The following is a 15,928-nucleotide window of genomic DNA, read 5'->3' as shown; positions in this document are numbered from 1 at the left end:
CGCACGATAAGGGGTGCTTCCCTGAGACTTACCACTACCAACTAGTGTTTGCCTCACTTGTATCTTGAAATCTTTTTCACTTCCGCTTAATTCACTAAACAAAAAACCTCACACAGAAAGAACTTCTGTGTGAGGACGTCTAATGTATAGCGTGGTGCCACCTCAATTTAACGGAAATATATACTCCGCCATCTCTATCTCCTCTAACAAGGAGCTGCACGATAAGGGGTGCCTACCTGAAAAATATTTCTTATCTTCAACAATATACCATCAGCCCAATTTCACAACCACCTGCTACTCGTTCACAGTAACCACGAGCTCCCTGTAAGCAAATCCTTGCTACTTTCTGATTGTTTACCATTATAAACACCCTATTCTTACTTGTCAAGTATTTTTGTGAATTTTCTAAAAAATTGAACATTTTTCATTATTTTGTTGATTTATTTAAAAATCTCTAAGTTTTTCCTAGCAAGTGCGCTAAGTCAAACTCAGAGATTTAGAATTTATTCAAGAATTAATGTGATTTCTTTTCTTTCAGGAGACAAGAGCCCTTCTAAATGAGTGATTAAACGAATCAACCAAGCAAAAGCCAACAAGAAAGCACTCAACTCAAAAGCAGTTAAAGATAGGTAATGAAGACCTTGAAAAGCAATTTCTAGTCCGACCAGCATGCCACCAATCGCATAGGACATAACCAAGAAATCACGTGTCACTTCTGGCAAAAGCCATTTGACACTGATAATCAAGGCGATGATAATCAAAACCAAATAACCTGCTGCTCTAGTATGCAAAAGGTGCGAACTAGAGTCATTCGGGAAAAAGCCAACCGCTCCCAAATCAATCCCCAAAATGGTCAACATGATACGTATAGCTCTTAATTTCCAGTTTTTACCATATTTTTCACCTAAAGCGACAAACAAGTAATCCACCAAAGCAACCAAAACCAAGGCTGACAAAATCAAAGTCAGATTAAATTGCCAACTTTCCTTAGCAGCTTGTGTTCCCAAAAAGCTTAGGTTGAAATGCCACCACTGCAAAGAACGATTCGTCGCCATTGCGACAAAAACACCACTGACCATAATTACTGTAAAAACAGTTGTCAACCAAGTCGCCCTAATCATCTCTGCTATTTGCCCCCAAAAAAGACTGACCGCATAGATAGAAGCTCCTAAAATCAAGCTCGAAGTTAATTTATCAAAAGAGGCGCCCGTGAAAATCTGCTCCAGCAACCAGCCAAAACCGAGAAGAGCTAGCAGTAAAATCACTGCGAATGAAGCGACGATAACGGGAAGCATGCGCCAAAAAACACGCGCTTTGATGCCTCCAAGAAAGACCGTTCGGTTACGAATAAGCGTTGTTGTAAAAATAGTCATTCCAAGTATCCCACCAAAACCAATTAAAAAAGTGATGATAGAATAATCTCCAACCAACAAAATCTGGTCCATCTTCTCAATAGAACTCACACCATAAAATAAAATACACAAAATAACAGTTGATAAAATCAAAACCCAACTTGACAAGCGACCTTGTTTTGGAGTTTCTTCTTTTTGAAGGATTAATTTATCACTGTATAATTCAGCTTTTAATTGCTGCCCTTTACTCAGATTTAACTGATTGACAACTGCCTGATCTAGCACAATACTTAATTTTTTATTTTCCATACCTTCATTATATTATGCTAATGAAATCTTGTAAAACAGGAACTGTAAACAAAATGTCAAAAATCAGAAATCGTTTTTTAACTGAGAAAAATAAAAAAGAACCCATTTGACTGAGTTCTAATTTACTTTATAACCAACCTTTGTCTTTAGCAATTCTAGCCGCCTCAACACGATTATTGGCTGATAATTTATTAAAAATTGATGATGTATAATTTCTCACCGTTCCATTTGAAAGATAAAGGGTATCAGCAATGTCTTGATTCGATTTTCCAAGTGCAATCAATTGTAAAATGCGCTTTTCTTGAGGACTCAACGGATTATCCTGGCTTATCATAGATTCCATCAATTCTGGTGAATACTCTTTTTTGCCTGCAAGCACTGTGTGGATTGTTGACATCAACTCAGAAGTTGAACGATCTTTCAATACATAGGCATCAACACCTGCTTTTACTGCACGTTCAAAGTAACCAACTCGTTTAAAAGTAGTCACTATAATCACTTTCAAATCCTTGTGTTCTCTAATCCATTCTAAAACATCAAGACCCGATTTTTTAGGCATTTCAACATCAAGAATCGCTACATCTATTGAGTTAGTTTTGACTAGTTCAATAGCCTCTTCACCATCTCCAGCCTGCAAAACGTCATCGACATCATCTTCCATAAGCAATAACTGACATAAAGCATCTCGCAACATGGATTGATCTTCAGCAACTAATAATTTCATCCTAATTCTCCTTTAACCCCAGCTCAGCCTGAATAAGGGTAGGCTTTCTTGGTGATAGTATTTGAACATTTCCTTTTACTAAAAGCAAGCGGTCACGAATAGATTGCAATTCATCTCCAGAAAGCTTTTCAAAGCCGACACCATTATCTTTAATTTCGACAACAACTTTGCCTTCTTTTTCAAATAAATGAAGTTGACACTGATTTGCTTGACTATGCTTGATAACATTATTACTTAATTCGCGCAAAATCATGCAAAGTGTCGACTGCATCACAGGCGGCATAACTGATAAATTTAACTCATTTTGCAAATGATAATCAATATCAGTCATCGCAAAAAAATGCTCTAACTGATCAATCTCTTCTTCCAAAGTTCTAAATTTGAGATTATTAATGATATTTCTAACATCATGCATTGAAGAACGACTACTTTGGTTTAATTCTTCTAATTCTTTTTTGACAAGGTCATATTTTCCTTTTTCTAATTGTTTGAGCGCTAACTCTGTTTTTAAAGTCATGGCTGCAAAAACATGGCCCAAAGTATCATGTAAATCACGGCCGATACGATTTCGCTCATTTTCAGCCAGCAAAAGATTAATCGTTCGATTCTTTTCCATAAGAGCTCTTTCCTGAGCTTCTGTCTTTCTGGCATTTATCCAATGAAATAAGACAGCGTAATTGACAAGTGGAACTAAAAGAATCATCACTCGTGTCATGATATCTTCTGCCAAAGTCATTCCTACCACCATCATCAACAGCATGGCTAGATTATAGGAAACAAAGCGAAATGACCGATAATCATCTTGAAATCGAAAAACTAATAGACTATTAAAATAAAAAGTAAACCACATCATCCCACCATCCACACAAAGTGTCATGTAGATAATGTATAATAGCATGAAAATCCAGACAATATTGGTTAACACATTTTTTTCATAATTAACAAGAAATAAATAGCCAATCAAAAAAGCAAGTGTTATCCCTAACGTCCATATAGGGTAACCAAAAAAGAAAACACCCAAAAAAGGAAAAGCCAAAAAAGCTAATGGCAAATAAAATAAGGGATGAATTCTTTTAATTCTTTTGAACATCATTTAACCTCAGTATTATTTTTAATCAAAAGCGCTAATGCTGCTACTATTATGGCATAGCCGAGCACGATAATCAAGGATTGCCAGTTTAGTTGAGCAGTCTTAGCAAAAGTTGTTACCAAATGATTGACATGATAAGTTGGTGTTAGTTTCGAGATAGTTTGCATCCATTCTGGAAAAGTCTCAATCGGCATCCAAGAGCCACCAAGAATTGCTAAACCAAGAAAGGCAATATTTCCAACAAGTGTCATTAATTGTTGGGATTTTAATTGTGAAATTAATAACCCAAATGCTAAAAACAAAAGACTTGATAGCAGTAATAAAGCCGCTGACCCTAACCAATGATTAATCGGCATCATCACATCACGAAAAATCATACCACATAAAAATATTAACAAGATAGAAAGTAAGAAACAAAATAAAACCCTAATCACTTTTGATAAATAATACTGCCAAATAGAGACAGAGGAATGCTCAATAAAACTCATCCAGTGACTTATCTTATCTTCTGTAAGCATAGCTGGAAAGGTGAAAAAGCCAAAACTCGACATGGAAAAAGCAGTCATCGTTAACATGTAACTCGTAATATAAGATTGTTGCTCTTGGTGATTGGACGAGAACTCCATGCCTGAAAAAAGTAAGAAAAAGAAGACTGGCAACCCAATAGATAATACAAAAGTCATCCACGTGCGTATCATTTTAATCCATTCAATTTTTAGTAAAGCAATCATTTTTCAATCTCCCCAGTCTGTTCAAATAATGTGTTTAATAGGCTTTTATTTTGAATTTCAATATCAGAAATCTGGCAACCTTGCTCTTGTAAGTCCTGCCAGACATTATCAATCTCTTTAGTCATAAAAGTTACTGTGTCATTTTTTAATTCAATATTAGTAATATGAGGTAATTTTTCTACAATTGGCAAAAATGTTTTTGGTAAGGTCAACTGTTTTTCGTGCTCAGCTTCTCGCATAGCAAATGGTGTGGTATCGCTAAGCAGACGCCCTTGATGCAAAACAAGAATCCGCTCTGCTGTATGCTCCACTTCTTCAATATAATGACTAGAGTAAATAATCGTCACCCCTTTGTCTTTCAAAGATTGAATCATTCGCCAAAAATGCTGACGTGTCGTTGTATCCATACCAGCCGTTGGTTCATCTAAAAAAAGAATTTTTGGCTGAGCAATCAAACATAAGGTAAAAGCTAACAATCGTCTTTGACCACCAGATAATTTTTCCGTCAACTGAGCTTTTTGTGCCTCGCTAAACTGTAAAATTCGATCAATATCTTGGTCACTCAAAGGTGTCTTACTAATCGTTTTGAAAAAATGAATCAACTCTTTCACCTTTAATTTCTCTGGTAGCTGATTTTCTTGTGGCAATACTGCTACTATTTCCTTTAACTGGTGATGGCGAGGTGGTAATCCATTCACTAAAATCTCTCCCTTACTGGTTTTTAAATCTCCTAAAAGACATGACATCAATGTTGTTTTACCTGCGCCATTTGGTCCAATCAAAGCTAGACAATCTCCCTCAGCAACTTCAAAAGAAATATCCTTTAAAATTTCTTTTTCCTTGATTATCTTTGAAATATTATTAACCGTAATCATCTTAACATCTCCATTTTTATCTTTATTCGATGATTTAATTTTAGAAAACTATCACTGATTTTTTTAGCTCATAATGTCATGACAATACATGACTTTTGTCATGTTTTTGAAAAATTTTCAAATCACTTCTTTACGTATACAAAAAAAGGTCGGGAAAACCCGACCTTTCATTATTATTTATGATAGTTTCGATAAATTGCTGAGTAAAGCCACAGAGCTAGAAGACCTCCTAGGGAGTTGGTCCACAAGTCATCAATTTCAAAGACTCGATTAGCATTATAAAGTAAATCGACAAGCAACTGTGTTGTTTCAATTGTAAGGCTGACTCCAAAAGCTAACAGCCAAGCTCGCTTCCACTGACGCAATTTGGGAAATAGCCAAATCAATCCCAACATCAAAGGAAAGATAAGAAACATATTGGTAACATTTTGTGCAAATACCCAAAATGCTTCAAAGGCACTATCAAGCTGACCGATACCAATCAAACTGTTAAATGGCACCAACAACAAGCGCAAGCGTCCATAATAAATGATATTAGGTGTCTCAACCCCATCGATTTTAAAGGGTTGCGGACTAAAACACAAGAAACAAAGGGCAAGGATGTAAATCCCCACCAAAGTTAGGGCTACTTTACGCCCTAAACTTGTCAACTCAAGTTCTTCATCAAATAGCTTTCTCATTTTACCTTCTTATTTTACTTTAGCAGCTTTTTGACGGTCACGTTTCATTGTATTTGAACGCAATTGACCACAAGCGGCATCAATATCAGTTCCGTGTTCTTGACGAACGACACAGTTAACACCATTTTTCTTAAGAACATCGTAAAAGGCTGCAACGTGTTCTTTACTTGAACGACGGTATTGGTCGTGTTCAGAAACTGGGTTATATGGAATCAAGTTGATGTAAGACAATTTGCGGATTTTTTTCGTCAAATCAGCCAATTCTTGTGCGTTTTCTGGTGAGTCATTGACGTCATTTAACATGATGTACTCAAATGTCACACGACGGTTAGTTGTTTCAACGTAGTATTCAATCGCAGCAAAGAGTTTTTCAAGTGGGAATGAACGGTTAACACGCATGATTTGTGAACGCAATTCATTGTTTGGCGCGTGAAGTGAAACAGCCAAGTTAACTTGCAAGCTTTCGTGAGCAAATTCACGGATTTTGTGTGCCAAACCTGATGTTGAAATTGTGATGTGACGTGCACCGATAGCAAGACCATTGTCATTGTTAATCGTACGCACAAAGCGAAGCACGTTGTCGTAGTTATCAAATGGTTCACCAATCCCCATAACAACGACGTGACTCACGCGCTCATCTTGACCACGTTCATCAAAGTATTTTTGTACCATCATGATTTGTGAAGTGATTTCACCACTTGTCAAATCACGTTGTTTTTTAATCAAACCGCTGGCACAGAATGAGCAACCCATGTTACAACCGACTTGTGATGTTACACAGACTGACAAACCATAGTGTTGGCGCATCAAAACTGTTTCAATCAGCATGCCATCAGGCAATTCAAACAAGTATTTAACGGTACCATCTGATGCTTCTTGGACGACACGTTGTTTCAATGGGTTAACGCAGAAATTTTCATTTAAAATAGCGATAAAATCTTTTGAAATGTTTGTCATTTCTTCAAAAGATTGGACACGTTTACGGTAAAGCCAATCCCAAATTTGTGTTGCACGGAATTTCTTTTCACCGTGTTCGATTGCCCATTCGATGAGTTCATCACGTGTTAAACCGTAAATAGAGGGCTTCATGTCCTTAGTTTCTGTTTGCATTCTGTAAATTTATTTCCTTCCTATTTCTCTTTGCGGCGAATGACAAATTGTTTTGCCGACTGAATTTCTTTTTGCTGTTCACGTTTTTGGTGACGCTCACTGCGTCCTTTGCTTTCTTTGCGTTTTTGGCTGGTAAAATGTTGATTTCCTGAACGGTCAGTTTTTTTCTTACCAGACGAACGTTTTTGTGATTTATGACGTCTTGTTTGTTTTTCTTCTTCAGACTTCACAGCACGTGGCTCTTTATTTTCAAGAACAAAATAAGCACAGCCAAAGTTACAATATTCTTTAAGGTAATCATCTAAACGTGAAATACGATTAGCCTTTTTAACGTCGCGGTCATCTTTGTAAAAACCTTTTAGACGTAGCTGTTCATTTCCCCAATCTCCGACGATATAGTCATATTTAAGTAAGATATCTGAAAAACGTTGACTAAACACAGTTGCGTTAAAAGCATCTTTTTCATTGGCTAAAATCAACAACTCGATATCATCGCTTTTGACACGATCAGAAAATGCCACGAATTGTGGACCAGGAAATTTATTGTAATTGTACATTTCAGGAGAGATATCTTTTCTCATCGGTCTCCTCTCTTCATCCATCGTAAAACTTATTCTTTATGTATGAGGTAGTCTTCTACCAGTTCTCGAAGCAATTCAGGAAAAAGTAGCTCTGCTTGATGTGATTTGATGCTCTCAAAGTAGCGTGCAAAATAATATTGATCAACCAAGACTAGGCTGACAGTCTCCTTTTCATTCGTAACCTTTTCATTATACACTATTTTTCCATTTTTGTAAGCAAAGCCACTCGTTAAAACGGTCCCAAATTCCTTACCACGAAATCCCATGCCACGGATTTGTTGTCTTGCTAACAATTCTGCTTGCGAATAAACATCCTGACAAATCTCCTCAAGCTCAGATGTCGTTACTTCTAGCCTTGCCAAACGCATTTGATGTGGAAGAGAATGATGGAGCGTATCCTTTGTCACTTCTCTACCGAATGCCTCAACCACCAAACCTGAGTTAATCATGGCAACATCAGCCCTTGCATAATCTTTCATGGCATCCATGACTAGTTGACAAGATTGCTCCAAAGTCAACTCAGTATCAAATTCTTTGACAATTTCTTTTCTTAAAAGACTGCGACCATCTGAAACGACTTTTTCTATCCATTCTTTATCGCCAGGCTTACTTGCCATATGACTCGTTTCATGGGCATGAATCGTAATATCTTCCAATTCATGATTTTCAAAAATCAAATTAATCTCACCAACAAACTGTCCGTATTTTCCTGCGGCAGCCATATAAGTCCTATTAAGGCACGCGCCATCCTCAAAAACATGATGCGTATGCGCACCAATAATTAAATCAATCTCTGGAACAGCTGCAGTAATCTTCTCATCTATTGGTAATCCAAGATGGCTTAACAAAATACGAAAGTCTGCATTTTTCACCTCTGGAATCTCAACATCACGTTTCAAGCATGCCATCGGGTCAAGGACCGTCCATCCACCAGGCTTATAAGTCAAATAATACGGAAAAGTATAAGCTAAAAAAGCAATCCTTGTCCCAGCTTTTGTCTCATAAATCTGATATGGCTCAGCCCAATTTGGACGTCCATTTTCATCTTCTAAATTGCCTAAAATAACTTTGAAATCAGCGTCTTGGTAAACGTGATTTAACCAATTTTTAGCTAAACCAATTCCTTCATTATTACCAATCGTCGCAAAGTCAATCTTAAGCTCATTCATCAACTGAACATTAAAACGCCCTTTAGTAATATCAGTCATGGGATGCCAGCGGTCAATACTATCTCCAACATCAACCCGAATCACTTCTTCATCAGACTTAGGAAATTCTTGAAGATATCGCTTAATTTTTGGATAGTTCTCAAAGTGAGAATGCAAGTCATTTAAGTGCAAAATCGTTAGCTTTTCTGTCATAGCAATATTATAGCATTTTCCACCACAATAGTGATATTTCACTGCCTTTACAAATCCATTATCAACCAAAAAAGCCAGATAAAAATCTAGCTTTTTCAATACTCAGCGGTTATTTTGCTGTTCTCTTACCAAGACGAAACGCTTAATAAGCATATAAGCAATTCCCTGAATCGTCCATAAAGAAGCATAGCAAAGCACCCAAGCTGAGAAGGTTAGCCATTTCATACCTAAGGTCTGATAAACACCATGACCATTAACCGACCTAATAAAGATTAACAAACTAACATCTAAAAAGATAAACAAAGCTGCAATATTAAATCCTATCACTAATCGCTTCTGCCAGTTTGTCATATGCTCCTCCAATCTTTTTATGATTCTACTACTTCATTTTAAACCATTGTAATCAATAAAGCTTAAGAAAAAGTTAACTGATGCATCAAAAAACACCTCTTTAGACTAGCTAAAAGAGATGCTTTTTGTATTTAATTTGTGCTTCTTAAATAATCAATCGCTTCTTGGACATTCTTGACAGGGACAATTTTCATGTCAGTATCAAGGTCTTTAGCCGCTTCTTTGGCTTCTTCATAATTTGTCTTAGCATCAGGATCTTTTTTCAATGTTTCCTCATCAACTGGATTATTTGGAACAAAGAAAATATCCGCACCAGCTTTGGCAGCTGAGACGACTTTTAAGCCAGCTCCACCAATATCACCGACAGAACCATCTGATTCAATAGTACCAGTCCCAGCAATTTTACGACCTTTACGAAGATCTTCGTTATTAACTTGGTCATAAATATCAAGGGTGAATATCAAGCCAGCACTAGGTCCACCAACACCACTGGTATCAAAAGTCACATCGACATCAGATGATACTTTTGTATGGTCGACCAGACCAATACCGATACCATTTTTACCATTTGGCAATTCAATGATTTTACCAGAAACTTCTTTCGTTTTACCGTTTGAAATTTCTTGAACAGTGACTTTAGAGCCAAGATCCAAGTCTGCTACATAAGCCATCAATTCTTGTGAACTCTTGAACGTTTTACCATTTACGCCAGTAACCGTATCAGCTAAATGTAAAAGCCCTTTAAAGGTTGAATTCTTAGTTACATTTAGGACATAAACGCCTTGATAATCAAGCTTAACGTCTTTTCCAGCTAAGGTTAAAGCTTGGTAGGTCGCAGTATTTTGGGAAGTTTCCATGTAGTATTGATTGATACGCATGTAATCTTCATTACTGTAACCACCCGTTGTTGCGGCAGCCGTTGAAATCTCAGTATGCGGTGTTAACCAAGCATAAACCAGCTGAGCAAGTGTTGCTTGACTCACCGTCACCGCTACAAAGTTATAAGAACCTTCGTCTTTATCTGTTTTATTATTAACAGTTAAAACACTACGAACATCATAAGCACCGCCAGGCATTTCAACATAATAATCAAGGGGATAAAATAAACTAAAGATGAGAAATACAGTTCCCACTACTCCTAGAATCCACCATTTAAAGCGGTATAAAATACGACCTAACTTTTTCAAAATCCCTTTAAATGCGTTTAAGATTGTCATATTTTTCCTCCACTTTTTTCACAACGCTTTCTGGAACAAAGGCCGAAATATCCGAATGAAAATGCATCAATTCGCGAATACGACTAGATGAGACATGAAGCCACTCTGGTGAAGTTAACAAAAAGACAGTCTCAATATCACTTGCCAAATGCTGATTATAAAAAGCAAGGTCAGCTTCATATTCCAAATCCTTGGCATTGCGAATTCCACGCACTAAATAGCCAACATTCAATTCTTTAGCTACATCAACCGCCAAAGAATCATGCGCTGTCACGACCTTTACATTTGGGAAAGCAGGGACTGCTTCTTCTAGCATAGCCTTTCTCTCAGCAATGCTAAACAGCCCTGTTTTATTTTTATTGTAAAAAATCCCTACATAAAGCGTATCAAATAGTCGACTCGCACGCGCTATAATATCAAGATGTCCATTTGTCACAGGGTCAAAAGATCCCGTCACCAAACCAATTTTTGTCATATTGCCTCCATCAAGGATATCATGACATTTACTATCTAATGTAAACCGTCACCTTACTAATTCCGTATGTTTTTTGTTTCCAAATGCCAAAGTTTGAAATCTCTTCTGGCAAATCCACAGCTTTGTCTGTTTCACATACAATCATCACATCTTCAGACAAAAGTCCAGCTTCTTCCATGTCAGTGATATTTTTAACGATTTCCTCTTTCGCATAAGGCGGGTCCAACAAAACCAAATCAAAAGGCCCTTTGACCATGCCGAGCGCTTTATTAGCATCCATCTTCATCAAATGAAATTGCTGTTCAGATTTCGTCATTTTGATATTTTCTGTGATAATAGCTTGCGCCTTACGATTACGTTCAACCATGACAGCTTCATCCATCCCACGTGAGATAGCCTCAATAGCAAGGCTACCGCTACCAGAAAACAAATCCAAAACACGCCCACCATCAAAGAATGGGCCAATCATATTAAAAATAGCGCCCTTAACCTTATCAGTTGTCGGACGAGTAATTTTTCCATCGAGCGTCTTCAAGGGACGCCCACCAAATTTTCCTGCTACAACTCTCATAAGAACCATTATAACAGAATTAACCTAAAATGCCTTAAAAAATTATTGATAAGGTTTACACTAAAAATAAGATTTGATATGATGAATAGGATAATTTTAATTATCAAAGTTTTTTAGGATAAAGGAGTTATGATGGATTTTAAAAAATTCTTTAAAGACAAGAAAAATATTGCCCTTACTGTCTTGTCAGTCTTATTGATTGGTAGCTTCTCTGCTCAAGGAAGTAAAGATCATGAACTTACCCTAGCTGAAACTAAGATTGAACAACTCAGCCGAGAAATTGACGATACCAAATCAGACTTAATTGACAGTCAAGACGAACTCAGCGATTTCAAAGAAGAAAACGCCAAATACATTGAAATTGGTAAAAAAGAATACCAAAAAGTTAAAGCTATCGAAGATGAAGCCCTAGCTGCTGTCACAAAGCTTGAAAACGATCAAACCCAAGCTAACCTCGATGCTGCAACTAACAAAGTGAATGCTGTCACAGATAGCAAGCTGAAGGAAAAACTCCAAAAGCGTATCGCAACTGTAAAAACAGCCATCGAAGCTAAGAAACAGCAAGAAGCTATCAATGCGGCTGAAACAGCTGTTAAAAAACTCGAAAGCGACCAAAAACGTGAAAACGTCGATGACGCTAAAAATAAAGTAAACGCGGTATCTGATTCAGCTAAAAAAGAAGCCTTTAATAATCGTATCAATGCTGTCGTTTCAGCTATTGATGCCAAAGAAGCTGAGGCAGCGAAACAAGCCGAAGAGGCAAAAAAAGCTCAAGAAGCTGAAGCCGCACGTCAAGCCCAAGAACAAGCTGCCGCTGCTGCGCAACAAGGTGATGCTACTACCGTTTACATCACAAACACAGGTCGTCGTTACCACCTAAGCCCATACTGCCGTGGTCTTAACCGCTCAAACAGTACTACACCAACAACACTATCAAATGCTATTGCTGCTGGATATACACGCTGTAAATTTGAATAACAGTCTAGTCGTTAGAAGTTTTTCTAGCGACTTTTTTCTTAGCCATATTTACAGAATTATTTCAAAGTGATATTCTTCTATTGTAATTAGTTTTATATTTCAAATTATTTGGAGGATACAATGAAAAAGAAACTAAGACTTGCCCTATTATTAATGACTGCCCTTGTTCTCGGCACATCTCAAGACCTTGGACTTCTAACCCCTGCATCATTTGGAAACAATCACGTCGTTTTAGCTGATACTAAAACCAAAAGTAAAGTGGCTAAAAAAGAAGACAAAGCAAGCAAAGCGGCTAAAAAAGCTGTCAAAAAACTTGAAAAAGAGCAAACTCAAGAAAATCTTGATTTAGCTACAAAAAAAGTTAAATCTGTCAAAGATAAAAAAGTAAAAAAACAACTTAAAAAGCGCATTGCAACTGTTAAAGCGGCCATAGAAGCTAAAAAACAAGAAGAGGCTGCTCAAACTGCTGCCGAAGCCGCCGTTGCAAACTTAGAAGCTAATCAAACCCGTGAAAACGTCGATGACGCTAAAAATAAAGTTAACGCTGTAAACGATTCAGCTAAAAAAGAAGCCTTTAACAACCGCATCAATGCTGTCGTTTCAGCTATTGATGCCAAAGAAGCTGAGGCAGCAAAACAAGCCGAAGAGGCTCGAAAAGCTGAAGAAGCTAGACAAGCTCAAGAACAAGCTGCTACTGAAGCTGCACGTCAAGCCCAAGAGCAAGCTGCCGCTGCTGCGCAACAACAAGAACAAGCCGCTAGTGGATATTCAAGAGATGCTCGTGGTAGATGGCATCGCTCAAATGGACAATACGCTTCAAAAGCTGAAATTGCCGCTGCTGGCTTGCCATGGTAAAAAAATGATTAACTGAGATAAACATCATCTCAGTTTTTTATATTTAAAAAAGTCGACTGAGTCCCAGCCGACCTTTTTTAGTCCTTAAATTAAGTTTCTTCTATTAAAGAATGTTTTCGTAAGTATCACGAACATCTTTTGGCCAAACACTTGATTGTACTTCACCAATGTGTTTTTTACGAAGCAAGAACATTGCCATACGCGATTGACCGATACCACCACCGATTGTAAGTGGGAAGAGACCGTTAAGAAGAGCTTTGTGCCATTCTAATTGCAAACGATCTTCGTCGCCAGTGATTTTAACTTGACGTTTAAGAGCTTCTTCGTCAACACGAATACCCATTGATGACAATTCAAAAGCTGAGCCAAGCACTTCGTTCCAAACAATAATATCACCGTTAAGACCATGGTATCCATTTTCAGATTCAGAAGTCCAGTCATCGTAGTCAGGTGCACGACCATCGTGGCGTTGACCATCTGGTAAAATACCACCAATACCAATAAGGAAAATCGCACCGAATTCTTTAGCAGCAGCATTTTCACGTTCTTTTGGTGTCAAATCTGGGTAACGTTCCACCAATTCTTCTGTGTGAATGAAAGTGATTTTCTTAGGTAAAACTGCTTCGATATCAAAGCGAGCTTCTACTGCCAATTCTGTCAAACGAATAGCTTTGTAAACTTGTTCAACAGTTTCTTTCAAGTATGCGATGTTGCGACGACCATTTGGAATAACTTTTTCCCAATCCCATTGGTCGACATAAATAGAGTGGATTGGGTCTAATTCTTCTTCATCTGGACGGAGAGCTTTCATGTGTACGAAAAGCCCTTCTCCTTCATTGAAGCCGAAACGTGCTAAGGTATGACGTTTCCACTTAGCAAGTGAATGAACAACTTCATATTCAGCATCAGGAATACGTTTAACGTGCACAGATACAGGATGTTCAACGCCGTTCAAATTATCTTGCATACCATCCCCGACCTGGCTAAGAATAGGTCCTTGCACTTCAACGATGCCAAGTTTATCAATCAAATATTGAGTAAAAGTATTCTTGACAAAAGAAATCTCCTGCTGTTGATGAATAAAGCTTTTCTTCATATGCTCCTCCTTAAAAATTTTTTTAAATTTGAAATACCAAAATGATAATGAACGATAGTGAGGTATATTTTGTATTTCGTGATCGCTTTACAACGATAGAGCTATTATACACCTATGTTTTTAAAAAATAAACACTTTTTTGAAAATTTTCGCAATATTTTTGAATTTTATGTTAGATAACCTAACAAAGGATGGAAAATCAGCTATTTATAAGCATTTTTTAGAAGAAAATTTCACTTTATAGTATTAAAAAAATTGAACCATCAAACAAAAATAGCTCAACTTTTTTCTAATAATTAAACCGTTGTCAAAATAGTGTTTAAATAGCGACAGTTATCAAATATCACTCTTTTGACCCTTGTAACAATTTTAAAAAGATAAAACTCAAAATAATAACCGAACAACCAATATAGAAGAAATTAAATGGATTACTTGGTGTGAAAATCAGCGTGAAAAGAGCTGTTCCAAGTGGCATAAATAAAATAGCAACGGTAAAAACTATTCCCAGTACTCGCCCCAGATACTCACTTGCTACTTCTCTTTGAACAAGCGAAAAAGAATGAATGTTAAACAAGGTCATAAAAATTCCAGAACCAACTGGCGACAGTGCCAAAAGAAAAATACTCGGTTTCAAAAAATAAAGAACGGGAGCTAAGGCAACAAATCCTCCAAAAATAGACAAAAGTGCCATTAATTGACCAGTCGATAATTTGTATCTAATTTTTCCGCTAATAACCGCTCCAATCACTCCACCAATCGCCTCAGCTGTTAAAAACATAGCATAACTATTTCCAGTGATTTTTGGGAACATTTGATTACTATAAGGCAGTAAAAGACTGTAACCAGCCATAAAAAAGTTAACCCCAGCAGAAAGAGCAATCAGAAGATAAATCTGGCGATTTTTCGCTACATAGTGAAACCCACTAACCAAATCCTCTAAAATTATCTTAACTGAAAACTTATCTGTTTTACTGGCTTCTTCTAAAATCGGTTGAACAAAAGCAACAATCAAAGCTGACAATAAAAAGGACAACCCATCAAGACCCAAGGCTCCTCGGATACCAATCATGTGGTAAATTCCTAAAGCAAGCATCGGGACAATGATTTTAACCAGAGTCGCAAGCGTTTGAAGGTAAGAATTCACTCGAGTAATATTGTCCTTTTCGACGATTTCTCTGGTAAAGGCATTGTAGGCTGGTGTCGAAAATGCTGACAAAAATGCTAGTAAAGCATTGGTTAAAATGACCGCATAGATGAGCCAAGTTTGCTTGGAAATAAGAGACAAACACAGACAAATTAAGCCACTCAAAAAATCACTTAAAATGATAATTTTCTTTCGTCTGAAACGGTCCGCAATCACTCCACCAAATAAATTAAACAGCGCTCCAATGACATTTTCAAGTGCTTGGTAAATTCCTACCAAAACCATTGATTTCATGTTCATACTCGCTAAAAACGAATTATTCACATAATCAAATAAAGTATCACCTATCTTTGAAATCGTACTGCTCGTTACTAAAAGACCTGTATTTTTTCGTTCGATTTTCCTCATAAGCACCTCCCGATTGTTAG

At 37.1% G+C, this 15,928-nt stretch carries 17 protein-coding genes; 2 read left to right on the top strand and 15 right to left on the bottom strand.

The features are described 5' to 3' along the window. Positions 1-503: 503 nt before the first annotated feature. From BLR83_RS00175 to rsmD, 13 genes are all read right to left on the bottom strand, one after another. Positions 504-1,661, bottom strand: a complete 1,158-nt coding sequence (locus tag BLR83_RS00175) for a permease (RefSeq protein ID WP_074559437.1) — start codon at positions 1,659-1,661, stop codon at positions 504-506. Between the two features lie 127 nt (positions 1,662-1,788). Next, positions 1,789-2,385 carry a response regulator transcription factor gene (locus BLR83_RS00170; protein WP_074559435.1) on the bottom strand — a complete coding sequence of 199 codons (597 nt, stop codon included), beginning with the start codon at positions 2,383-2,385 and terminating at the stop codon, positions 1,789-1,791. A 1-nt stretch (position 2,386) separates the two neighbouring features. Further along, a complete protein-coding gene (locus tag BLR83_RS00165) occupies positions 2,387-3,478 on the bottom strand; it encodes a sensor histidine kinase (RefSeq protein ID WP_200796304.1) in 1,092 nt (363 codons plus the stop codon). Then, a complete protein-coding gene (locus tag BLR83_RS00160) occupies positions 3,475-4,206 on the bottom strand; it encodes an ABC transporter permease (RefSeq protein WP_074559431.1) in 732 nt (243 codons plus the stop codon). Before BLR83_RS00160 ends, BLR83_RS00165 begins: the two co-directional genes overlap by 4 nt. Beyond that, on the bottom strand, positions 4,203-5,081 hold the full coding sequence (locus BLR83_RS00155) for an ABC transporter ATP-binding protein (protein ID WP_074559429.1): 879 nt from the start codon (positions 5,079-5,081) through the stop codon (positions 4,203-4,205). The genes BLR83_RS00160 and BLR83_RS00155 overlap by 4 nt, the downstream gene beginning before the upstream one ends. A 173-nt stretch (positions 5,082-5,254) precedes the next feature. After that, positions 5,255-5,761: a VanZ family protein gene (locus BLR83_RS00150; protein ID WP_074559427.1), complete on the bottom strand. Its 507-nt coding sequence runs from the start codon at positions 5,759-5,761 to the stop codon at positions 5,255-5,257. A gap of 9 nt (positions 5,762-5,770) precedes the next feature. Then, the gene (gene rlmN, locus BLR83_RS00145) at positions 5,771-6,871 is read right to left on the bottom strand and encodes a dual-specificity RNA methyltransferase RlmN (protein WP_074559426.1); all 1,101 of its coding nucleotides are present in this window, start codon (positions 6,869-6,871) and stop codon (positions 5,771-5,773) included. A 20-nt stretch (positions 6,872-6,891) separates the two neighbouring features. After that, positions 6,892-7,452 carry a YutD family protein gene (locus tag BLR83_RS00140; RefSeq protein ID WP_074559424.1) on the bottom strand — a complete coding sequence of 187 codons (561 nt, stop codon included), beginning with the start codon at positions 7,450-7,452 and terminating at the stop codon, positions 6,892-6,894. A 29-nt stretch (positions 7,453-7,481) separates the two neighbouring features. Next, on the bottom strand, positions 7,482-8,813 hold the full coding sequence (locus BLR83_RS00135) for a bifunctional metallophosphatase/5'-nucleotidase (RefSeq protein WP_074561074.1): 1,332 nt from the start codon (positions 8,811-8,813) through the stop codon (positions 7,482-7,484). 102 nt (positions 8,814-8,915) lie between these two features. Beyond that, on the bottom strand, positions 8,916-9,164 hold the full coding sequence (locus BLR83_RS00130) for a DUF3923 family protein (protein WP_074559422.1): 249 nt from the start codon (positions 9,162-9,164) through the stop codon (positions 8,916-8,918). A 131-nt stretch (positions 9,165-9,295) separates the two neighbouring features. After that, entirely contained in the window at positions 9,296-10,381 is a 1,086-nt protein-coding gene (locus tag BLR83_RS00125; protein WP_074559420.1) for a SepM family pheromone-processing serine protease, read from the bottom strand. After that, positions 10,359-10,856 carry a pantetheine-phosphate adenylyltransferase gene (gene coaD / locus BLR83_RS00120; protein ID WP_074559418.1) on the bottom strand — a complete coding sequence of 166 codons (498 nt, stop codon included), beginning with the start codon at positions 10,854-10,856 and terminating at the stop codon, positions 10,359-10,361. The genes BLR83_RS00125 and coaD overlap by 23 nt, the downstream gene beginning before the upstream one ends. Before the next feature lie 31 nt (positions 10,857-10,887). Then, the gene (gene rsmD, locus BLR83_RS00115) at positions 10,888-11,427 is read right to left on the bottom strand and encodes a 16S rRNA (guanine(966)-N(2))-methyltransferase RsmD (protein WP_074561073.1); all 540 of its coding nucleotides are present in this window, start codon (positions 11,425-11,427) and stop codon (positions 10,888-10,890) included. A 132-nt stretch (positions 11,428-11,559) separates the two neighbouring features. On the opposite strand from rsmD, the gene BLR83_RS00110 reads away from it, so the two are divergent. Together BLR83_RS00110 and BLR83_RS00105 are read left to right on the top strand one after the other, a co-directional pair. Beyond that, positions 11,560-12,405 carry a hypothetical protein gene (locus BLR83_RS00110; protein ID WP_074559416.1) on the top strand — a complete coding sequence of 282 codons (846 nt, stop codon included), beginning with the start codon at positions 11,560-11,562 and terminating at the stop codon, positions 12,403-12,405. 120 nt (positions 12,406-12,525) lie between these two features. Continuing rightward, positions 12,526-13,260: a hypothetical protein gene (locus BLR83_RS00105; RefSeq protein ID WP_074559414.1), complete on the top strand. Its 735-nt coding sequence runs from the start codon at positions 12,526-12,528 to the stop codon at positions 13,258-13,260. A gap of 103 nt (positions 13,261-13,363) precedes the next feature. Here the strand turns inward: BLR83_RS00105 and asnA are convergent, their stop codons facing one another. Together asnA and BLR83_RS00095 are read right to left on the bottom strand one after the other, a co-directional pair. Continuing rightward, positions 13,364-14,356 (bottom strand): aspartate--ammonia ligase, encoded by a 993-nt coding sequence (gene asnA, locus BLR83_RS00100; protein WP_074601313.1) that lies wholly within the window; start codon positions 14,354-14,356, stop codon positions 13,364-13,366. A 343-nt stretch (positions 14,357-14,699) separates the two neighbouring features. After that, positions 14,700-15,908, bottom strand: coding sequence for an MFS transporter (locus BLR83_RS00095; protein ID WP_074559410.1), 1,209 nt, complete (start codon positions 15,906-15,908; stop codon positions 14,700-14,702). Positions 15,909-15,928: the final 20 nt, after the last annotated feature.

Origin of the sequence: Streptococcus equinus, assembly GCF_900101445.1 — a bacterium.
In the GTDB taxonomy this organism is placed as follows: Bacteria; Bacillota; Bacilli; order Lactobacillales; family Streptococcaceae; genus Streptococcus; species Streptococcus equinus_B.
The sequence above is the reverse complement of the archived record's forward strand: the minus strand, read 5'-3'. Positions and strand labels throughout refer to the sequence as shown.

Bases quoted from the DNA above. Each gene is read 5' to 3' on its own strand.
- BLR83_RS00175 (WP_074559437.1), bottom strand. From the start codon at position 1,661: ATGGAAAATAAAAAATTAAGTATTGTGCTAGATCAGGCAGTTGTCAAT.
- BLR83_RS00170 (WP_074559435.1), bottom strand. From the start codon at position 2,385: ATGAAATTATTAGTTGCTGAAGATCAATCCATGTTGCGAGATGCTTTA.
- BLR83_RS00165 (WP_200796304.1), bottom strand. From the start codon at position 3,478: ATGATGTTCAAAAGAATTAAAAGAATTCATCCCTTATTTTATTTGCCA.
- BLR83_RS00160 (WP_074559431.1), bottom strand. From the start codon at position 4,206: ATGATTGCTTTACTAAAAATTGAATGGATTAAAATGATACGCACGTGG.
- BLR83_RS00155 (WP_074559429.1), bottom strand. From the start codon at position 5,081: ATGATTACGGTTAATAATATTTCAAAGATAATCAAGGAAAAAGAAATT.
- BLR83_RS00150 (WP_074559427.1), bottom strand. From the start codon at position 5,761: ATGAGAAAGCTATTTGATGAAGAACTTGAGTTGACAAGTTTAGGGCGT.
- rlmN (WP_074559426.1), bottom strand. From the start codon at position 6,871: ATGCAAACAGAAACTAAGGACATGAAGCCCTCTATTTACGGTTTAACA.
- BLR83_RS00140 (WP_074559424.1), bottom strand. From the start codon at position 7,452: ATGAGAAAAGATATCTCTCCTGAAATGTACAATTACAATAAATTTCCT.
- BLR83_RS00135 (WP_074561074.1), bottom strand. From the start codon at position 8,813: ATGACAGAAAAGCTAACGATTTTGCACTTAAATGACTTGCATTCTCAC.
- BLR83_RS00130 (WP_074559422.1), bottom strand. From the start codon at position 9,164: ATGACAAACTGGCAGAAGCGATTAGTGATAGGATTTAATATTGCAGCT.
- BLR83_RS00125 (WP_074559420.1), bottom strand. From the start codon at position 10,381: ATGACAATCTTAAACGCATTTAAAGGGATTTTGAAAAAGTTAGGTCGT.
- coaD (WP_074559418.1), bottom strand. From the start codon at position 10,856: ATGACAAAAATTGGTTTGGTGACGGGATCTTTTGACCCTGTGACAAAT.
- rsmD (WP_074561073.1), bottom strand. From the start codon at position 11,427: ATGAGAGTTGTAGCAGGAAAATTTGGTGGGCGTCCCTTGAAGACGCTC.
- BLR83_RS00110 (WP_074559416.1), top strand. From the start codon at position 11,560: ATGGATTTTAAAAAATTCTTTAAAGACAAGAAAAATATTGCCCTTACT.
- BLR83_RS00105 (WP_074559414.1), top strand. From the start codon at position 12,526: ATGAAAAAGAAACTAAGACTTGCCCTATTATTAATGACTGCCCTTGTT.
- asnA (WP_074601313.1), bottom strand. From the start codon at position 14,356: ATGAAGAAAAGCTTTATTCATCAACAGCAGGAGATTTCTTTTGTCAAG.
- BLR83_RS00095 (WP_074559410.1), bottom strand. From the start codon at position 15,908: ATGAGGAAAATCGAACGAAAAAATACAGGTCTTTTAGTAACGAGCAGT.